This window comes from Imperialibacter roseus (genome assembly GCF_032999765.1).
Classification (GTDB): Bacteria; Bacteroidota; Bacteroidia; order Cytophagales; family Cyclobacteriaceae; genus Imperialibacter; species Imperialibacter roseus.
The window spans coordinates 6,485,127-6,500,668 of the sequence record NZ_CP136051.1 but is presented as its reverse complement, the minus strand read 5'-3'; the positions used below and the strand labels follow the sequence as shown (position 1 = coordinate 6,500,668).

The window sequence follows — 15,542 nt, the reverse complement described above, 5'->3', positions numbered from 1 at the left end:
GGACAGTGTAAAAAGAAAATCCCACCGAGTGGCGGGATCTTCCAGCATTAGTAACCTATGGCTTTTTCAGCTTGGGTAAAGATCTTCTTGTGCGTTAGCCACTTCCCACCTTTTTCAATGAACCCAAGCCTGCATAGTCACAATCAACATACTCTTCCTGGCCACTTCCGGAGTATTGCGGTCATTTACGAAGTATGAAATAGTTTTGGATTTCTCTGTGCCTGAAATCAGGTGGCTATTTGCCCGAGCACCACCATGTTCTCCAGTGTTGGTGACTCCAGCCCTCCTTTGGGCTCAAGGGTGATGGCAAACGCTACAGCTCCTTTGATGTTCTTCATCTTAACAAGACTATTGGGGTTAGTAAAATCAATAACCCCCATGTCAACAGGCTTACCCTCCACAATGGCCCAAAGCTGATAATCCTGCTGATCGCCAGGTGTACCCAAATTGCCCAGGTCAAGGTAGACCTCTTCCGAGGTGGTGTTCCAATAAACAAACAATTGAAGGTTGGAGTCCTCTTTTGTGGCGTTCAGTTGAATTCTCCTGGTGCTCTCGTCTGTGGCAAGGGCCAGCATTTGCTCGTTTTGGTCAAGCGAGTTCTTCACCTGATTAAGCTCCTGAGCCATCATGCTGTTCTGAGCAACCAGCGCTTCGTATTCTCCACTGACGCTGCTATATCTTTGGAAGTAGAATAGTGCTGCTGCAAATGAGAGTAAGGCAATGGTCACCGATGCCGCCATCATCCAGTTACTCTTTGTTTCGCCAGCTGGCTGAAGATGTATCCGCTTCCCTAATGGGGCAGACTCGGGAAGAGTGTCAAATAGCTTTTGCTTGACTGACACTGGCGGCGCCATTCCCAACTCCTGATCCATCAACTCCATCGCCTGCTCAACAGCCTCAAGTTCAGCCTTCACCTCGGGGTGCTCAGCGCACATACGCTCCACTTCAGCTTGCTCAGCTGTTGAGAGCGTGCCCAGAACGTAAAGTTCCAGTATCCCTGACTCGATGAATTCTTTACTTGTCAACGTTTAGTAATTTTCTTAACAATGTCATGCCTGCCCTTAGCCTGGTTTTCACCGTGCCGAGAGGAATATTGAACTTCTCTTCAATTTCCGATTGAGTGTATCCCTGAAAGTACATCAAGTCTACAATCTCGGCCTGGTCGGGTTTTAGTTTGCTGAGCAATTCTTTTACGCCAATGCCATCCACTTTCATTTCTTCCATTGGCAGGGCCACCTCAGCATATACGAAGGACTCGACCGAATCAGTTTTACCTGACTGTGAAAATTCTTTGGATCTTGTTTTGTCAATAGCCAGGTTCCTGGCAATATTCACCATCCAGGTATACAGCTTGCCTTTAGCAAAATCGTATTTCTCAGAGCGCTCCCAATACCTCAAAAAGGCATCGTTGAGTACCTCAGAGGCTACCTCTTCACTTTTTACGATTCGGAAGATAACGCCATAAATAGCCTTTGAATATCTGTCGTACAGATACTCAAAGGCCAGCTTATCCTTTACCTGAATGCGGCGGACTAACTCTTCTTCCGGGATGATATAGACGGTTCTTCCGCTCAACTACGGTCTGTTACAGGTGGATTACCTCGTCGTAAGCAGCTGCTGCTGCTTCCATCACCGCTTCCGACATGGTCGGGTGAGGGTGTACCGACTTGATAATTTCATGACCAGTGGTCTCCAGCTTTCTCGCCGTAACAATTTCAGCGATCATTTCTGTCACGTTGGCGCCAATCATATGGGCACCGAGGAGCTCGCCATATTTGGCATCAAAAATTAATTTCACGAATCCGTCGGCTGCGCCAGCAGCTTTGGCTTTGCCTGACGCCGAGAATGGAAACTTGCCAACTTTGAGCTCATACCCGGCTTCTTTAGCAGCCTTTTCGGTGTAGCCTACAGAAGCCACTTCTGGTGAGCAGTAGGTACAACCAGGGATGTTGTTGTAATCCAGCGGTTCAGGATGATGCCCTGCAATTTTCTCTACGCAGATAATACCCTCAGCAGATGCAACGTGCGCCAGCGCCTGGCCCTTCACAATATCGCCGATGGCGTAAATGCCCGGGATATTCGTTTTGTAGTAGTCATCTACCAGCACTTTACCTCTGTCGGTAGCAACGCCCACGTCTTCCAAACCTATTCCCTCAAGATTGGTAGAAATCCCTACGGCAGACAGTACCACATCGCACTCAAGGTTTTCTTCACCTTTCTGCGTTTTCACAGTCACTTTGCACTTCTTGCCTTTGGTGTCAACTTTGGTTACTTCCGAGTTGGTCATGATGGTCATGCCAGCTTTTTTGAAGATTCTCTCCAATTGTTTCGACACTTCCTCGTCTTCGAGCGGAACAATATTGGGTAGAAACTCTACGATAGTAACATCCACGCCAATTGACTTGTAGAAGTACGCAAACTCTACACCGATAGCCCCTGAGCCAACCACCACCATGCTCTGTGGTTTCTTATCAAGAGTCATGGCCTTTCTGTAGCCGATAATTTTTTCATTATCGATGGGCAATGCCGGCAATTCACGTGAACGACCTCCGGTTGCCACTATGATATGGTCAGCCTGGTAGTCAGTCTTCTTGCCGTCTTTGGCAGTTACTTCAACTGTCTTGTTTTTCTTCAGCTTACCGAATCCTTCGATGTGATCGATTTTATTCTTTTTGAAAAGGAACTGGATGCCTTTGCTCATTCCGTTGGCTACATCCCGGCTTCTCTTCACCATCCCGTCAAAATCGGCCTCGGCGCCTTTTACTGAGATGCCGTAGTCCTTGGCATGATTGATATATTCAAATACCTGGGCACTTTTCAGTAAGGCTTTGGTAGGTATACAGCCCCAGTTGAGGCAAATTCCGCCCAGCTCGTCACGTTCTACCACACCTACTTTCATTCCCAGTTGAGAGGCCCTGATAGCGGCCACATAGCCTCCGGGTCCACTCCCAATAACAATCAAATCGTATTTCGTAGCCATTTGAATATGTTTATGTCAATTTTAAAATATAGTCTGGCGGCAAATTTAAACCGTTTGGCTGGAGAAAAAAATCTTTCATGGAACCATACAAAAGTTATTACCAGACAGCGAAATTGGATTCTCACAATTGGATTCATTCCACCTTTTGGCATTATTTCCAGTCCGGAGGAGTCCGTACAAAAGTATAATAGCCACTGGCAGAATGAGCCACTTTTTACCTTTTATCTGCATTCTCTCAATTGCTTGGAACACAACAACTGAGTACACAGGAAAAATCCCGGCAAGGAACCTTTCTGCGTCACTAGCAACCGGTTTGCCCAGAATTACAAAGCCAAGCACGTAAACAACAGGAATGGTTGATAATTGTCTAAGAAATGTTAGCCTTGGTGAAATGGGCTCGCTGGAAAAGAATATACTAATAACGAACCACAAACTGAGAATTCCTGCTGCAACTACAACATAGTGGCTGGATGTGCCTGGCACAAACCAAACGCCAATAGCACTTGAATATTCCAAAATGTTGCCACCCACGTTTTGTAAATATCCAGCATCCAGAAACCCTCCCCCTTCTCGGGAAAAACCATAGAGGTTCCAGAGGAAGAAGCCAGAAGACGAAGTCAGAAAAGCAATGCCAATTTTTATCCTATTCACAAAAGAACTCTCCTCTAAAAAGAAAGTGAGAAAAATACTGGACACTATGAATACACCGGCGTTTCGTTGAGCACAAAGGAGCAACGACAACAGAATAAGTGCATAAAACAAATACACACTTTTTGTTTCACAGTGGAAATAGAGTGTGACGATGATCAGCTGAATCAGAACTAGAAAGAATGGCTCACTCCATAAAAAGGAATGCACTAAAAGCAACGGGGTTGAGAGAAAAATGTAAAAACATGCAAGAACCTTATAGCTAAAACTGCACAGTACAATATCAATCAGTTTCCAGATCAAAATGAGCGTAACTGCATAGCAAACGATATTAAAAACCTTGCTGAAGGACAGGTTCCCATTCCAAAGAGAAAGAATTGCCGGAAACAAAGGTGGCTGTGCAACATACTTAGCGCCAAGCTGCGTTTCCATTGGACGCCCCTCCGCAATCGCCCTCGCTGCCGATAAATAGTTATGCGAATCGTAAGTAAGACCAAGCCCGCACCAAACAGCGTAAACGAGGGTGCAGCATGCCAATGTACCAACCAAAAATGGAATGATCCATGTGTATTTATTATCAATTTGGGCTAGATACTTAGTCAACTTTTTATTTCTTTGATGCATTATCCAGAAATATACAGACAATGAAACTATTGGAAGGAAAAGTCGCCCTTGTTACCGGCGCTTCAAAAGGTATTGGTAAATCTATTGCAATGGCATTTGCTGAGCAAGGCGCCACCGTAGCTTTTACTTATCTGTCAAGTGTAGAAAAAGGCCAGGCGCTCGAAAAAGAGTTGTCGGCAAAAGGTGTAACTGCTAAAGGCTACAGATCTGATGCCAGCGACTTTCAGGCGGCTGAAGAGTTGATAAACGCAGTGGTAACCGACTTTGGAAGACTCGACGTGCTGGTCAACAACGCCGGCATCACAGCCGACACACTGCTGATGAGAATGAGCGAAGAGCAATGGGACAAGGTGATTCAGGTGAACCTGAAGTCTTGTTTCAATACAGTAAAAGCTGCCACCAAACCTTTTCTAAAGCAAAAGAGCGGTAGCATCATCAACATGACTTCCGTAGTTGGCCTCAAAGGAAATGCAGGCCAGGCGAACTATGCTGCTTCCAAGGCAGGCATCATAGGCTTCACCAAATCCGTAGCCTTGGAGTTTGGTTCACGCAATATCAGGTCCAATGCGATTGCCCCAGGATTTATAGAAACAGAAATGACTGACGTGCTGGACGAAAAGATAGTTCAGTCGTGGAGAGATGCCATTCCATTGAAAAGAGGTGGCCAGCCCGAAGATGTGGCCAATGCTTGCATCTTTCTTGCCTCCGACATGTCAACCTACATCACAGGCCAGGTGATCCAGGTCGATGGTGGTCTGCTGACCTAAAACCTTTGACTCGGTAATCGGCTTTGCAACCACACCGGTCACTCATCGCCGATTACCGGTTAACATAACCCAGCGTGCCGCTCACCAAATTTACAGTAACTTCCAACACCCTTTTGCGGTGCACTTCGTTATCATTGATGTGTCTTAAAGAGCCAAATGACAGAAAACAATAATTTACTGTTCGAACATTCTCCCTGGTGGATTTTGGCGTGCTGTGCTTTGGGTTTGCTTTATGCTTTTTTGCTGTACCAGAAAAAATCAACCTGGTCAACACTGACAAACCGCATCCTTTTCAGCAGTCGTTTTCTGCTGGTAAGCTTCCTGGCCATTCTGTTGCTCAGCCCTTTTCTCAGGCTTGTACTTAATCAGGTAGAAGAACCCATTTTTGTCCTTGCCCTCGATAATTCCACTTCAATTGCCAGCGGTTTAGACTCTACTCAGCTTTTGGCCGTGTCCAGGCAAGTGGACCAACTGGCTGCCGCATTGGCTGCTAAAGACATTACGGTAGAAAGAAGGAACCTCAGCAACGAAGAGCTTTCAAAATTTGAGGGTACACCTTTTGATCAGAAAACAACCGACCTTTCCACGCTTCTCAGAGAGTGGCAAACCGAATTCGAAGGAAGAGCATTTGCAGGTGCACTTATAGTATCTGACGGTATTTACAACAAGGGCATGGCTCCCCAGTATCTCAACTTTACCGGCAAAGTTTATACGCTGGGCATTGGAGACACAATTCCTGTAAAGGATCTCATTTTGAACAATGTTCAGTTCAACAAAATCGCTTATCAGGGAAATCTTTTTCCGGTGCGGGCAGAAGTAATTAATCAAGGCATTGAAACAGAAGAGTTGGAAGTCTCCATTTTAAAAGACGGGAAAATAATCAGCACGCAAAGAATTAAAGGCGGTGGTGGCGAGCTTCTCAACGCCGACTTTCAGGTGCCTGCCGAGCAGAAAGGCCTTCAGCACTACGTAGTTCAAGTATCTACCCATCCTGAAGAAACGATTCTCTCCAACAACCGGCAGGACATATACATCGACATTGTAGAGGGCAAAGAAAAAATCCTCATCGCTTCCGGCGCTCCCCACCCCGACATCAAGGCCCTTAAGGCTGCCATATCGAAAAATGAAAATTATGAGGTCAAAACCTACGTGCCAATGGTGGACAAAGAGCTGCCCACCGATGTGTTTGACCTTGTTATCCTTATCTCACCTTTCGAAAGACAACGAAGACTGGCTGCGTTGCTGGAGAGAGTGAAGAATGAAAACATGAGTGCCTGGTATGTGCTGGGCAGCACCACTTTGTGGGCGGAAGCCAACGATCAAAACACGCTCTTCAAGGTGGAGAGGACAAGGAATGAGTCGGACCAGGTCAGGCCTGCTTACAACGATGCCTTTCAGCTTTTCACGTTCGAGAGCGAGTGGAAGGGGATAGTCAATTCTTACTACACTCCGGTGACAGTTCCATACGGTGACTATCAAATCAGCGGTGGCGTTGCGGTGGCGTTGTTTCAGAAAGTAGGTGCTATTACCACCCCCCGGCCCATGTGGTTTTTCTCACAAAACCAGCTACCCAAGCAAGCGGTGACTTTAGGTGAAGGTCTGTGGCAATGGCGCATGCAGGAGTACTCGAGAACAGACAATTATGTAGCATTTGATAATCTAGTGCTGAAAACAGTGCAGTTCCTGAGCTCCAAAGAAGACAAAAGGAAGTTTCGGGTGTACACCACAAAAACTGAATTTTTCGACAACGAGCAGATCATCTTTCAAACTGAAACCTATAACGACGTCTTCGAGCCCGTATATGGCACAGAGGTGGAGCTAAAGCTGACCTATGCCGATGGAAGCGTAACCAACTACAACTATACTACTGCGCCGGGAAATACCCGATTCCGGCTCAATGGATTGAAAGACGGTATTTACAAGTTTGAAGCCAGTGCGATAATCAATGAAAACAGAGAGCTCGCTTCGGGGCAGTTTACTGTAAGAAAGCTCGACCTTGAAAACCTGCAGCTAACCGCAAATTTTAATGTTTTGAAAGAGTTGTCAGCAAGCACAGGCGGCAAGTTTTACGCAGCTAATCAGATTGACGCCATGATCGACGACCTCACCGCACTGCAACCAAAAGGCAGGATTTACAGCTCAGAAAACTACCTTCCGATTATTCATCTCTGGTGGATCTTCACTATCCTCCTGGCGTTGCTGTCAGCAGAGTGGTTTACCCGAAAATATTCGGGCAGCTATTGAAAAAGAAAAGCCAGAAGTGAGACCTCTGGCTTAGCTAATTCTATTTGAGTATTTACTTCAGTTACTCTTTCTTTTCTTTCTTCACTTTCTTCTTTTTCAGCGAAATCACCAACTGCTCGGCGTCGGTTACATGATCGGCAAGGATAACGTCCCCCTCCTCAATTTCACCTCTGAGAATTTCTTCAGCCACCGGATCTTCCAGGTATTTCTGAATGGCCCGATTCAGCGGCCTTGCACCATATTGTGGATCATAGCCTTTGTCTGACAAGAAATCCTTTGCCTTTTCCGTGAGCTCCACCTGATAACCAAGGTCTGTGATTCTCCTGAACAGTTTACCAAGGGTGATGTCAATGATCTTATGAATATGCTCTCTTTCAAGGCTATTGAAGATAATGATATCGTCCAATCTGTTAAGAAATTCAGGGCTAAAGGTTTTCTTCAAAGCATTCTGGATGGTCGACTTCATCACCTCATCCATGCTGTTTTGTCTCGACTGGGTGGCAAAACCAATGCCTGCTCCGAAATCCTTCAAATCACGCACACCAATATTGGATGTCATGATAATGATGGTGTTTCTGAAATCGACTCTTCTACCAAGGCCATCAGTAAGAATACCGTCATCCAGCACTTGCAACAGGATGTTGAACACATCAGGGTGTGCTTTCTCAATCTCGTCGAGTAGCACCACAGCATATGGCTTGCGGCGCACTTTTTCTGTCAACTGGCCACCTTCTTCATAGCCAACATATCCCGGAGGCGCCCCCACAAGTCTCGATACAGAGAATTTCTCCATGTATTCGCTCATGTCGATGCGCACCAACGAATCGTCCTTATCGAAAAGATAAGTGGAAAGCACTTTTGCCAGTTCGGTTTTTCCAACACCTGTAGGGCCAAGGAAGACAAAAGAACCGATGGGCTTCTTAGGATCCTTCAAGCCTACTCTGGTACGCTGAATAGATCTGACGAGCTTCTTGATGGCCTCTTCCTGACCAATTACTTTGCCAGCCAGCTCTTCACCCATTTTCAGCAATTTATTGCCTTCCTTCTGAGCTACCCTGCTGGCAGGAATGCCGGTCATCATGGCTATTACTTCCGCTACGCTTTCCTCGTCCACTGCATAACGCTTCGACTTAGTCTCTTCTTCCCAGCGAGTCTTGGCATTTTCCAACTCCTCTATCAGCTTCTTCTCCTTGTCTCTTAGCTGCGCTGCCTCCTCGTACTTCTGGCTTTTTACCACCCTGTTCTTCTCCTTCTTCACATCTTCTATCCGCTCTTCCAACTGCACGATGTCTTCAGGAACATGGATATTGTTAATATGAACACGGGCACCAGCCTCATCCATCACGTCAATGGCCTTATCGGGCAGGAACCTGTCACTGATATACCTGTCGGACAAAGTCACACAGGATGCAATTGCCTCAGGTGTGTAATTCACATGGTGGTGCGACTCATACTTGTCTTTGATGTTGTTCAGTATCTGCATGGTTTCTTCCACTGTAGTGGCATCCACCATCACCACCTGAAAACGACGGGCAAGCGCACCATCTTTCTCAATATACTGGCGGTACTCATCAAGCGTAGTGGCTCCGATACATTGTATTTCGCCCCTGGCCAAAGCCGGTTTGAACATGTTGGAAGCATCAAGCGAACCCGATGCACCACCCGCACCTACTATGGTATGCAACTCATCAATGAAAAGAATCACGTCAGGTGATTTCTCTATCTCATTCATCACAGCCTTCATTCGCTCCTCGAACTGCCCACGGTACTTTGTGCCAGCCACCAATGAAGCAAGGTCAAGCGTCACCACTCTTTTATTAAAGAGCACTCTCGACACCTTCTTCTGAACGATTCTCAGCGCAAGGCCTTCAGCAATGGCTGTTTTACCAACACCAGGCTCACCAATCAGAATGGGGTTATTCTTTTTACGACGGCTCAGTATCTGTGCTACCCTTTCAATTTCTTTCTCACGGCCCACAATTGGGTCGAGCTTGTCATCCTCGGCCATTTTGGTCAGGTCTCTGCCAAAATTGTCGAGTACGGGCGTTCTGGACTTCTCCCCGCCTTTTGCCGCACCAGCTTCTCCTCTTCCGGCAGACCCGCTTCCGCTGCTGCCAAATATTCTTGAAGAGGAATCGTCGTCAGTATCGTCAGTGTCTGACGATGCCAACGGATTTTCTGTCTGATATTCCAATAGCTCTTTCACGACTTCGTATGTTACGTCAAATTTCTCAAGAATTTGAGTCGCTATATTGTCTTCATCTCTCAGGATGGAAAGCAATAAGTGCTCAGTGCCGATCAACTGGCTCTTAAATATTTTGGCCTCCAAATAGGTGATTTTAAGCACTTTCTCTGACTGCCTGGTCAGGGGTATATTGGCTAGGTTTTTTACGTTGCTGGTGGCAGTGCCTTTGGTTGCCTGCTCCAGCGCAGTGCGAAGTTCCTCCAGAGAAACACCCAGTTTCTTCAGCAAGCCCACAGCTACACCTTCGCCTTCTCTAATCATTCCCAACAATAAATGTTCAGTGCCTATATAGTCATGCCCGAGACGAAGCGCCTCTTCCCGGCTTAGAGAAATTACCTCTTTGACTCTATTAGAAAATTTTGCTTCCATAAAATGGTATATCCTGTATTAGAGTAAAAATAATTTTTTAGTAGCGCAATTACTACTAATTGATGGTCGATTTGAATCTATTTAACAACGCCCCTCTCCCAAATGTTCAGTTCACAATTTACTAAGCTAATAAGGCCACTTTACTGAGGACTTCTTAATAATATGTAATGCATTAGGGCCTTCGCAAAAGATTAAATCGAGAATGGAGAGGTTAGGGACAAATTCGCTGCCAAAGTTTTGCTGGTACACAGCAGGCACGAAATGATCAATTTCCCCATTAGTGCTCTTGGGGCTAATTTTCGACCTCAAATCGGTAAAATCAAAATCTTTTGCCAATAAATATTTTTCTGACTGTAAAAATTTGTCTGACAGTCCGGCGCATTTCAGACATAATGACAGCAACTTTTCATTAAAATCAAGCAACCTGTCTGTCGGACTCAGAATCGCCTTTTGAAAATCCTCCCCAAAAAATTCGAAGAAAGGCGACTTGCCATAAGCGGAAAGGATGCCCTTCCAAAAAGGCCGCTGCCATGAAATGCTGTTATCAATCAACACTTCGTGAAAATGGATTTTGGGAGCTGTGTGGCGCACGGGCACTGTCAGCGCCAGAGGGCCGTTGGCTCCAAGGACGATGCACCGGTTTCTGTAAGACTGCTTGATGTAGTTTTCATGCACATCGAAAATCACTTTGTCGAAGCTTTCCCAAACTGCGAAGTATTCAATGCATGGCAATAGCGGAAACTCGCAAACCACAATTTTTTCTGCGCCCACTATAAGAACTGGTTAAAATCTCCAAGCCCCTCTCTGATCACCTCAAACTCGTCGTCGACGCAATTGACAATAGTGCTGGGCACATTGTTGCCATAGCCGCCGTCAATCACTGCATCTACCAGGTCTTCATATTTTTCAAAAATGAGACCCGGATCGGTTGAATACTCAACAACCTCGTCCTCATCGTGAATGGAGGTAGTGATAATCGGATTACCCAGCACATTTACTATTTCCCTGGGAATATTGTGGTTTGGCACCCTAATGCCGACCGTTTTTTTATTGGCATGCAAAATTTTTGGCACCCGGCTGCTAGCTTCCAAAATGAATGTAAAAGGCCCCGGGAGCGCTTTCTTCATCACTTTAAAAACAGGCGTGCTCAGGTGGCGGGTGTATTCCGAAATATGACTAAGGTCGTAACAAATAAAAGACAGGTTAGCATTCTTCATTTTCAGCCCCTTAATACGCAAAATTTTCTCAATGGCCTTCTGATTGAAAATATCACAACCCATTCCGTACACAGTGTCGGTCGGGTAAATGATAACTCCTCCGTCTCTCAATATCTCCACCACCTGATCGATCTTCCTCATGTCGGGATTATCGGGGTGTATTCTTATCAACTCTGCACTCATATGGTTAGCTCTTTGCCTTCTTCAGAAACATTTTCTGACCCGAAAAGAATCTTTTTGCATCAAAAAATTCCAAATCCTGTTAAATACACTAAACTTTGAAGCCGCTAAGTTAACTGAAGTTAAACAGGTATGACAAAACGCAACGTATTGGTTGGGGCAATAGTGGTATTTTCCACCCTGGTATCATCATTTGCCTTTTACGCTTATCAGGTGCTCTTCACTCCCAATTTTTTAACTGAAACAGAAGGGGATAAGCCGTTCATTATCGAGAAAGCAGCTACTTTCAAGGATGTGCAAAACTCATTGTACGACAATGGCTATGTGACCGATCTGGTTTCCTTCAGCTTCCTTGCCAAGCTGATGAACTACCATGAGGCGGTGAAGCCGGGGTATTATATCATCCGAAAAGACATGAGCAATATCGAAGCCATCAGGATGCTTCGGGCGGGGCTGCAACAACCTGTTGACATCACCTTCAGCAATGTGCGCCTCATGAGTGAGTTGCCTGAGAAGCTGAGCAAAAACCTGATGATGTCGGAAGAGGAACTCAAGGCTTTGTTGCTTAGTGACTCGGTGGCTGAGGCCTATGGCTTCACCCAGCAAACGTTCATCAGTATGTTTATTCCAAACACCTACGAAGTGTATTGGACCATTACCGGCAAGGCATTTCTGGACAGGATGCACAGTGAGTACACCAAATTCTGGAGTGCACAAAGGAAAGAAAAGGCCGATGCCCTGGGAATGACGCCTGTGCAGGTATCGACGCTGGCCGCTATTGTGCAGGCCGAGTCCATTAAGGGTGAGGAAAGTGCCACCATTGCGGGGCTATACCTTAACCGTCTGAAGAAAAGCATGCCCTTGCAGGCTGACCCTACGCTCAAATTCGCCCTTGGCGATTTCGCCATCCAGCGACTACTCCTCAAAGACCTCGAAATAGATTCGCCCTACAACACTTACAGGAATGCCGGGTTGCCTCCTGGCCCTATCAACATGCCTACCATTCAGAATATTGACGCCGTGCTGAACTACGAAAAGCATAAGTACCTGTATATGTGTGCCAGAGAAGATTTTTCGGGTTATCATGCATTTGCCACCAACCTGATTGATCACAACAAGAATGCAAAACGCTTTCAGGACGCATTGAACAAAGCTAAAATATTCCGCTAAGCATGTATACCCACGAAACCCAGCTGAGAGTACGCTACGCCGAAACAGACCAGATGGGCTACGCTTACTATGGCAACTATGCCGCCTACTATGAAGTAGCGAGGGTTGAATGCATCAGGTCGCTGGGGTTCTCTTACAAAAAGCTGGAAGAAATGGGCGTGATGCTGCCCGTGCTGGAGTTGCACACCCGCTACCTGCTGCCTGCCCGCTACGACGAGCTGCTGACTATTAAGGTCGTGATCCCCAAAAAGCCGACGCTGAAAATTCTTTTTCAGTACGAAATATTGAATGAAGCTGGTAAGCTGATCAACCAGGGAGAAACTACATTGGTGTTTATCAACATGGAAACCAACAGGCCAATACGCATGCCGGAAGTGATGGGGAAGCTTTTGGAACCGTATTTCAGTAATCAGTAAGGAGTATTCAGTAATAGGCGGGGTACCAATGAGGTGCGTCTTCAATCACCTGAAAGTTCATAAAGCAGCTCTTATCTCAACTGTAAGTGGTAAATGGCAGGAAATAATCAGTAATCAGTGGCGTGCTTAGTATGTGGCGAGTACGAAGATTTAAAGTGCATAAAGTGATGCGGCTCACTACTATCTACTACTTACTGATCACTGAATACTTTTTTTTCTTCCTGCCTATTGGCATATATCACCCAAACCACTACATTTGCAATCCGTTTGAAGAACGGCAAACAGAGGAGTTGCAGAGCGGTCTGCCACAGGCATCCCTTTGGGGGAATGCGGCGGTCTTGCCCCAAAGGAATCCCTTCGGGAAAAACCGTTGAACTGCTCAAACAATGTTCTTTACATACATATTGAAAAGTGAGGTTGATCAGACTCATTATTATGGTCATTCAAGCAATTTGCTTGAGCGGATGAAAAAACATAATGGTGGAAAAGTAAGATCAACTAAAGCCAAAAGACCGTGGAAAATTCTCTACTATGAAGAATTTGAAACAAAGTCCGAGGCCTACAAGAGAGAAATGTTTTTCAAATCGATAGATGGTTATCGGTTTTTAAAAGATAAAGGTATTATTTGACCAAACACAGAGGAGTGGCAGAGCGGTCGAATGCGGCGGTCTTGAAAACCGTTGAACTGCGAGGTTCCGGGGGTTCGAATCCCTCCTCCTCTGCAAAAAGCCCCAAATACTTAAAGTATGAGGGGCTTTTTCATTTCTGGGGCCGACAAATCCAGGATCAATCTGTATTTCTGCGGATCGAACGTTTCGTTTGTGTTTAAATAAAAAAGTAAAACTGGCTCAATGCGTCTCGCCCGGCCGGGCTTCTCCAGTCGGATAGGCTTGGACCTTTTGCTTTTTTATGACCACTTGGGATATTGAGTTTAAAGGGTAATCCCGATCCAAATTGCCTGATTTTTCATTCTAAGGAATCAGAGCCGGAACGAAATACCCTGTCTTTTTGAAGCACCCTCCTCACTCCCCCGCCACCCGCTTTAACCGGGCTTGATAGGCCTGCCAATAGTTCCGTTTGGTGCTCTCATTTAGAAAAGAGGCAGTTATCAATTTTTCGACTTTATCAGACCCTGACTTCAATAGGCTAAACATATCTTTTGTTTGTTTTTCCGATATGCCAGCCTGCTCAGCCAAGGTGAAGAACTGCCGAAGGATAGTGCCCTGACCGAACTTGCCAGGCAACAGCCCACCCTCCAGAGCAAAATCTTTATCGTCAATATGAATTCTACTGTTTAGTAAATCATACGCCGGGCTCAGGCGATAGTCTCCCAGTGGAGTTTCCAACAGGGAAAAGTTTTTAAAGTGGGCGTCTCCGTTAGAAAACAGGTAGTTAAAAACCAGTACCCTGAACAATTTAGGTGACTCCAGTTTGTAGGCGGGCACATAGCGTTTCATGAGCTGAAAAAGCTCCAGGTAGCTGCCCAAATACTTGTAATGCTCACCATGAGTTTGCGGCGTTCTTTCTGCCAGCGAAGCAAAATCTTCCTGAGCTCTTTTGCTTCCATCTTCCTTGACATCAAACCGCCTGGTAATGTAGGCTGGCGATCCATTCTTAAAAAATATAAGGGCATTCTCCGCTGTTTCTATGCCATATACCTGGCGGGCTATTTGCATCGTTAAATGCTCATTGGCGGGCATTTGATCAGCTTTCTTCCCCACCGAAGGAACAGGCTTCAGGATGTAAGTCCCCCTTTCACCTTCATTTACCAATCGGAGTTTGTTCTTTTCCAGCAGTGTCGAAAATTTCTCCTGAACACCCGAGATGGATATTCGCTTTGTATTTTCCTGGAATAATTCATCCGCTTCAGGGTTGTCCGACGGAGACTCGTAGGGCAGCACATGATAAACCTTTTTGCCACTGAAAACTCTCTTCAAACAGGTTCTGCTATAGGTATTAAAACCAGCTGCCAGCGTTCCCGGGCAATATTTTATTTCTGGCAACCTCATGGCTGGCCCTCCACCTTAACAACCCTGATTGCTCCAATGGCATCTGTTTTTGCAATTGCCCTGAGGATTCCAAAATAGTCATCAGCATCAAGCTTCATATGATGACAAACTACTTGCTTATTGGAGCCCTCAGGCAACATGTTGAAGAAGAAGGGGAAAAGATAGCTGGAATGATGTTCCTGTTGTGATTTGGGTAAAGTCAGACTGATAGCTGGCTTGCTACTATCCGCCATCCAATCATCAAGGTACCGGAAAATAAAGGTTCCGTCATCCTGTTGCATGAGCACACCAGCTACTTGGTCCTTAAATAATATGTTAGCCGCTCTCATTTGCTATCAAGGGTATTCTTCACTTGCAAGCGAACCTCCATTCCCAGAACATCGGCCAGTTTTTGAAGCGTTTGAAGGGTAGGATTCCCCTTTCCAGTTTCAAATTGCTTGATGGTACGCAACCCCACACCGGAAATTTCTGCGAGCGTTTCCTGGGTAACCTGCATCATCTCCCTACGATCTTTAACGATCTTATGCATCTCCATAAAGTGCATCATACTGCTCTTTTCAATACAAAAGTATGTTTTTTTTCAGGGAAAAGCAACCAAAAGAGCTATATAATGCACTATTGATTGTTTCGGTGGCCTGGAAACTGAAAACGTCACCCCGGGTGTGCATCTTCA

15 protein-coding genes and 1 tRNA gene are annotated in these 15,542 nt (G+C 45.8%); 6 read left to right on the top strand and 10 right to left on the bottom strand.

Translation table 11 applies throughout. From position 1 onward, the window contains the following. Window positions 1-227 precede the first annotated feature (227 nt). From RT717_RS27425 to RT717_RS27410, 4 genes are all read right to left on the bottom strand, one after another. On the bottom strand, window positions 228-1,025 hold the full coding sequence (locus RT717_RS27425; RefSeq protein WP_317489504.1) for an anti-sigma factor: 798 nt from the start codon (window positions 1,023-1,025) through the stop codon (window positions 228-230). Beyond that, complete coding sequence (locus RT717_RS27420) at window positions 1,015-1,575, bottom strand: RNA polymerase sigma factor (RefSeq protein WP_317489503.1); 561 nt, start codon at window positions 1,573-1,575, stop codon at window positions 1,015-1,017. Before RT717_RS27420 ends, RT717_RS27425 begins: the two co-directional genes overlap by 11 nt. Before the next feature lie 10 nt (window positions 1,576-1,585). Next, the gene (gene lpdA / locus RT717_RS27415; protein WP_317489502.1) at window positions 1,586-2,980 is read right to left on the bottom strand and encodes a dihydrolipoyl dehydrogenase; all 1,395 of its coding nucleotides are present in this window, start codon (window positions 2,978-2,980) and stop codon (window positions 1,586-1,588) included. Window positions 2,981-3,055: 75 nt separating this feature from the next. After that, on the bottom strand, window positions 3,056-4,231 hold the full coding sequence (locus tag RT717_RS27410) for a hypothetical protein (RefSeq protein ID WP_317489501.1): 1,176 nt from the start codon (window positions 4,229-4,231) through the stop codon (window positions 3,056-3,058). Between the two features lie 41 nt (window positions 4,232-4,272). Between RT717_RS27410 and fabG the strand changes: the two genes are divergently transcribed. Both fabG and RT717_RS27400 read left to right on the top strand, forming a co-directional pair. After that, entirely contained in the window at window positions 4,273-5,019 is a 747-nt protein-coding gene (gene fabG / locus RT717_RS27405; protein ID WP_317489500.1) for a 3-oxoacyl-[acyl-carrier-protein] reductase, read from the top strand. 156 nt (window positions 5,020-5,175) lie between these two features. Continuing rightward, window positions 5,176-7,263, top strand: coding sequence for a DUF3488 domain-containing protein (locus tag RT717_RS27400; protein WP_317489499.1), 2,088 nt, complete (start codon window positions 5,176-5,178; stop codon window positions 7,261-7,263). A gap of 61 nt (window positions 7,264-7,324) precedes the next feature. On the opposite strand, the gene RT717_RS27395 is transcribed toward RT717_RS27400, so the two are convergent. The 3 genes from RT717_RS27395 to RT717_RS27385 all read right to left on the bottom strand — a co-directional run bounded on the left by RT717_RS27395 (window position 7,325) and on the right by RT717_RS27385 (window position 11,277). Beyond that, complete coding sequence (locus RT717_RS27395) at window positions 7,325-9,877, bottom strand: ATP-dependent Clp protease ATP-binding subunit (protein WP_317489498.1); 2,553 nt, start codon at window positions 9,875-9,877, stop codon at window positions 7,325-7,327. Window positions 9,878-10,003: 126 nt separating this feature from the next. After that, a complete protein-coding gene (locus tag RT717_RS27390) occupies window positions 10,004-10,648 on the bottom strand; it encodes a WbqC family protein (protein ID WP_317489497.1) in 645 nt (214 codons plus the stop codon). Continuing rightward, window positions 10,648-11,277, bottom strand: coding sequence for an L-threonylcarbamoyladenylate synthase (locus tag RT717_RS27385; RefSeq protein WP_317489496.1), 630 nt, complete (start codon window positions 11,275-11,277; stop codon window positions 10,648-10,650). The genes RT717_RS27390 and RT717_RS27385 overlap by 1 nt, the downstream gene beginning before the upstream one ends. Before the next feature lie 129 nt (window positions 11,278-11,406). Here RT717_RS27385 and mltG point away from each other — a divergent pair, with 129 nt between their 5' ends. From mltG to RT717_RS27370, 4 genes are all read left to right on the top strand, one after another. Next, window positions 11,407-12,444 carry an endolytic transglycosylase MltG gene (gene mltG, locus RT717_RS27380; protein WP_317489495.1) on the top strand — a complete coding sequence of 346 codons (1,038 nt, stop codon included), beginning with the start codon at window positions 11,407-11,409 and terminating at the stop codon, window positions 12,442-12,444. Window positions 12,445-12,446: 2 nt separating this feature from the next. Beyond that, window positions 12,447-12,860 carry an acyl-CoA thioesterase gene (locus RT717_RS27375; RefSeq protein WP_317489494.1) on the top strand — a complete coding sequence of 138 codons (414 nt, stop codon included), beginning with the start codon at window positions 12,447-12,449 and terminating at the stop codon, window positions 12,858-12,860. A 386-nt stretch (window positions 12,861-13,246) separates the two neighbouring features. Continuing rightward, window positions 13,247-13,489, top strand: a complete 243-nt coding sequence (locus RT717_RS28600; protein ID WP_394854113.1) for a GIY-YIG nuclease family protein — start codon at window positions 13,247-13,249, stop codon at window positions 13,487-13,489. Between the two features lie 8 nt (window positions 13,490-13,497). Next, window positions 13,498-13,582, top strand: a tRNA-Ser gene (locus RT717_RS27370). Window positions 13,583-13,882: 300 nt separating this feature from the next. On the opposite strand, the gene RT717_RS27365 is transcribed toward RT717_RS27370, so the two are convergent. The 3 genes from RT717_RS27365 to RT717_RS27355 all read right to left on the bottom strand — a co-directional run bounded on the left by RT717_RS27365 (window position 13,883) and on the right by RT717_RS27355 (window position 15,416). Continuing rightward, window positions 13,883-14,797, bottom strand: coding sequence for a type II toxin-antitoxin system HipA family toxin (locus RT717_RS27365; protein WP_317489493.1), 915 nt, complete (start codon window positions 14,795-14,797; stop codon window positions 13,883-13,885). Window positions 14,798-14,865: 68 nt separating this feature from the next. After that, window positions 14,866-15,198, bottom strand: a complete 333-nt coding sequence (locus RT717_RS27360; protein ID WP_317489492.1) for a HipA N-terminal domain-containing protein — start codon at window positions 15,196-15,198, stop codon at window positions 14,866-14,868. Then, entirely contained in the window at window positions 15,195-15,416 is a 222-nt protein-coding gene (locus RT717_RS27355; RefSeq protein ID WP_317489491.1) for a helix-turn-helix domain-containing protein, read from the bottom strand. Before RT717_RS27355 ends, RT717_RS27360 begins: the two co-directional genes overlap by 4 nt. Window positions 15,417-15,542: the final 126 nt, after the last annotated feature.

What these genes read in the sequence shown, in the direction of transcription:
- RT717_RS27400 (WP_317489499.1), top strand. Translation starts at nt 5,176, where the DNA reads ATGACAGAAAACAATAATTTACTGTTCGAACATTCTCCCTGGTGGATT.
- RT717_RS27385 (WP_317489496.1), bottom strand. Translation starts at nt 11,277, where the DNA reads ATGAGTGCAGAGTTGATAAGAATACACCCCGATAATCCCGACATGAGG.
- RT717_RS28600 (WP_394854113.1), top strand. Translation starts at nt 13,247, where the DNA reads ATGTTCTTTACATACATATTGAAAAGTGAGGTTGATCAGACTCATTAT.
- lpdA (WP_317489502.1), bottom strand. Translation starts at nt 2,980, where the DNA reads ATGGCTACGAAATACGATTTGATTGTTATTGGGAGTGGACCCGGAGGC.
- RT717_RS27360 (WP_317489492.1), bottom strand. Translation starts at nt 15,198, where the DNA reads ATGAGAGCGGCTAACATATTATTTAAGGACCAAGTAGCTGGTGTGCTC.
- RT717_RS27375 (WP_317489494.1), top strand. Translation starts at nt 12,447, where the DNA reads ATGTATACCCACGAAACCCAGCTGAGAGTACGCTACGCCGAAACAGAC.
- RT717_RS27355 (WP_317489491.1), bottom strand. Translation starts at nt 15,416, where the DNA reads ATGATGCACTTTATGGAGATGCATAAGATCGTTAAAGATCGTAGGGAG.
- RT717_RS27395 (WP_317489498.1), bottom strand. Translation starts at nt 9,877, where the DNA reads ATGGAAGCAAAATTTTCTAATAGAGTCAAAGAGGTAATTTCTCTAAGC.
- fabG (WP_317489500.1), top strand. Translation starts at nt 4,273, where the DNA reads ATGAAACTATTGGAAGGAAAAGTCGCCCTTGTTACCGGCGCTTCAAAA.
- mltG (WP_317489495.1), top strand. Translation starts at nt 11,407, where the DNA reads ATGACAAAACGCAACGTATTGGTTGGGGCAATAGTGGTATTTTCCACC.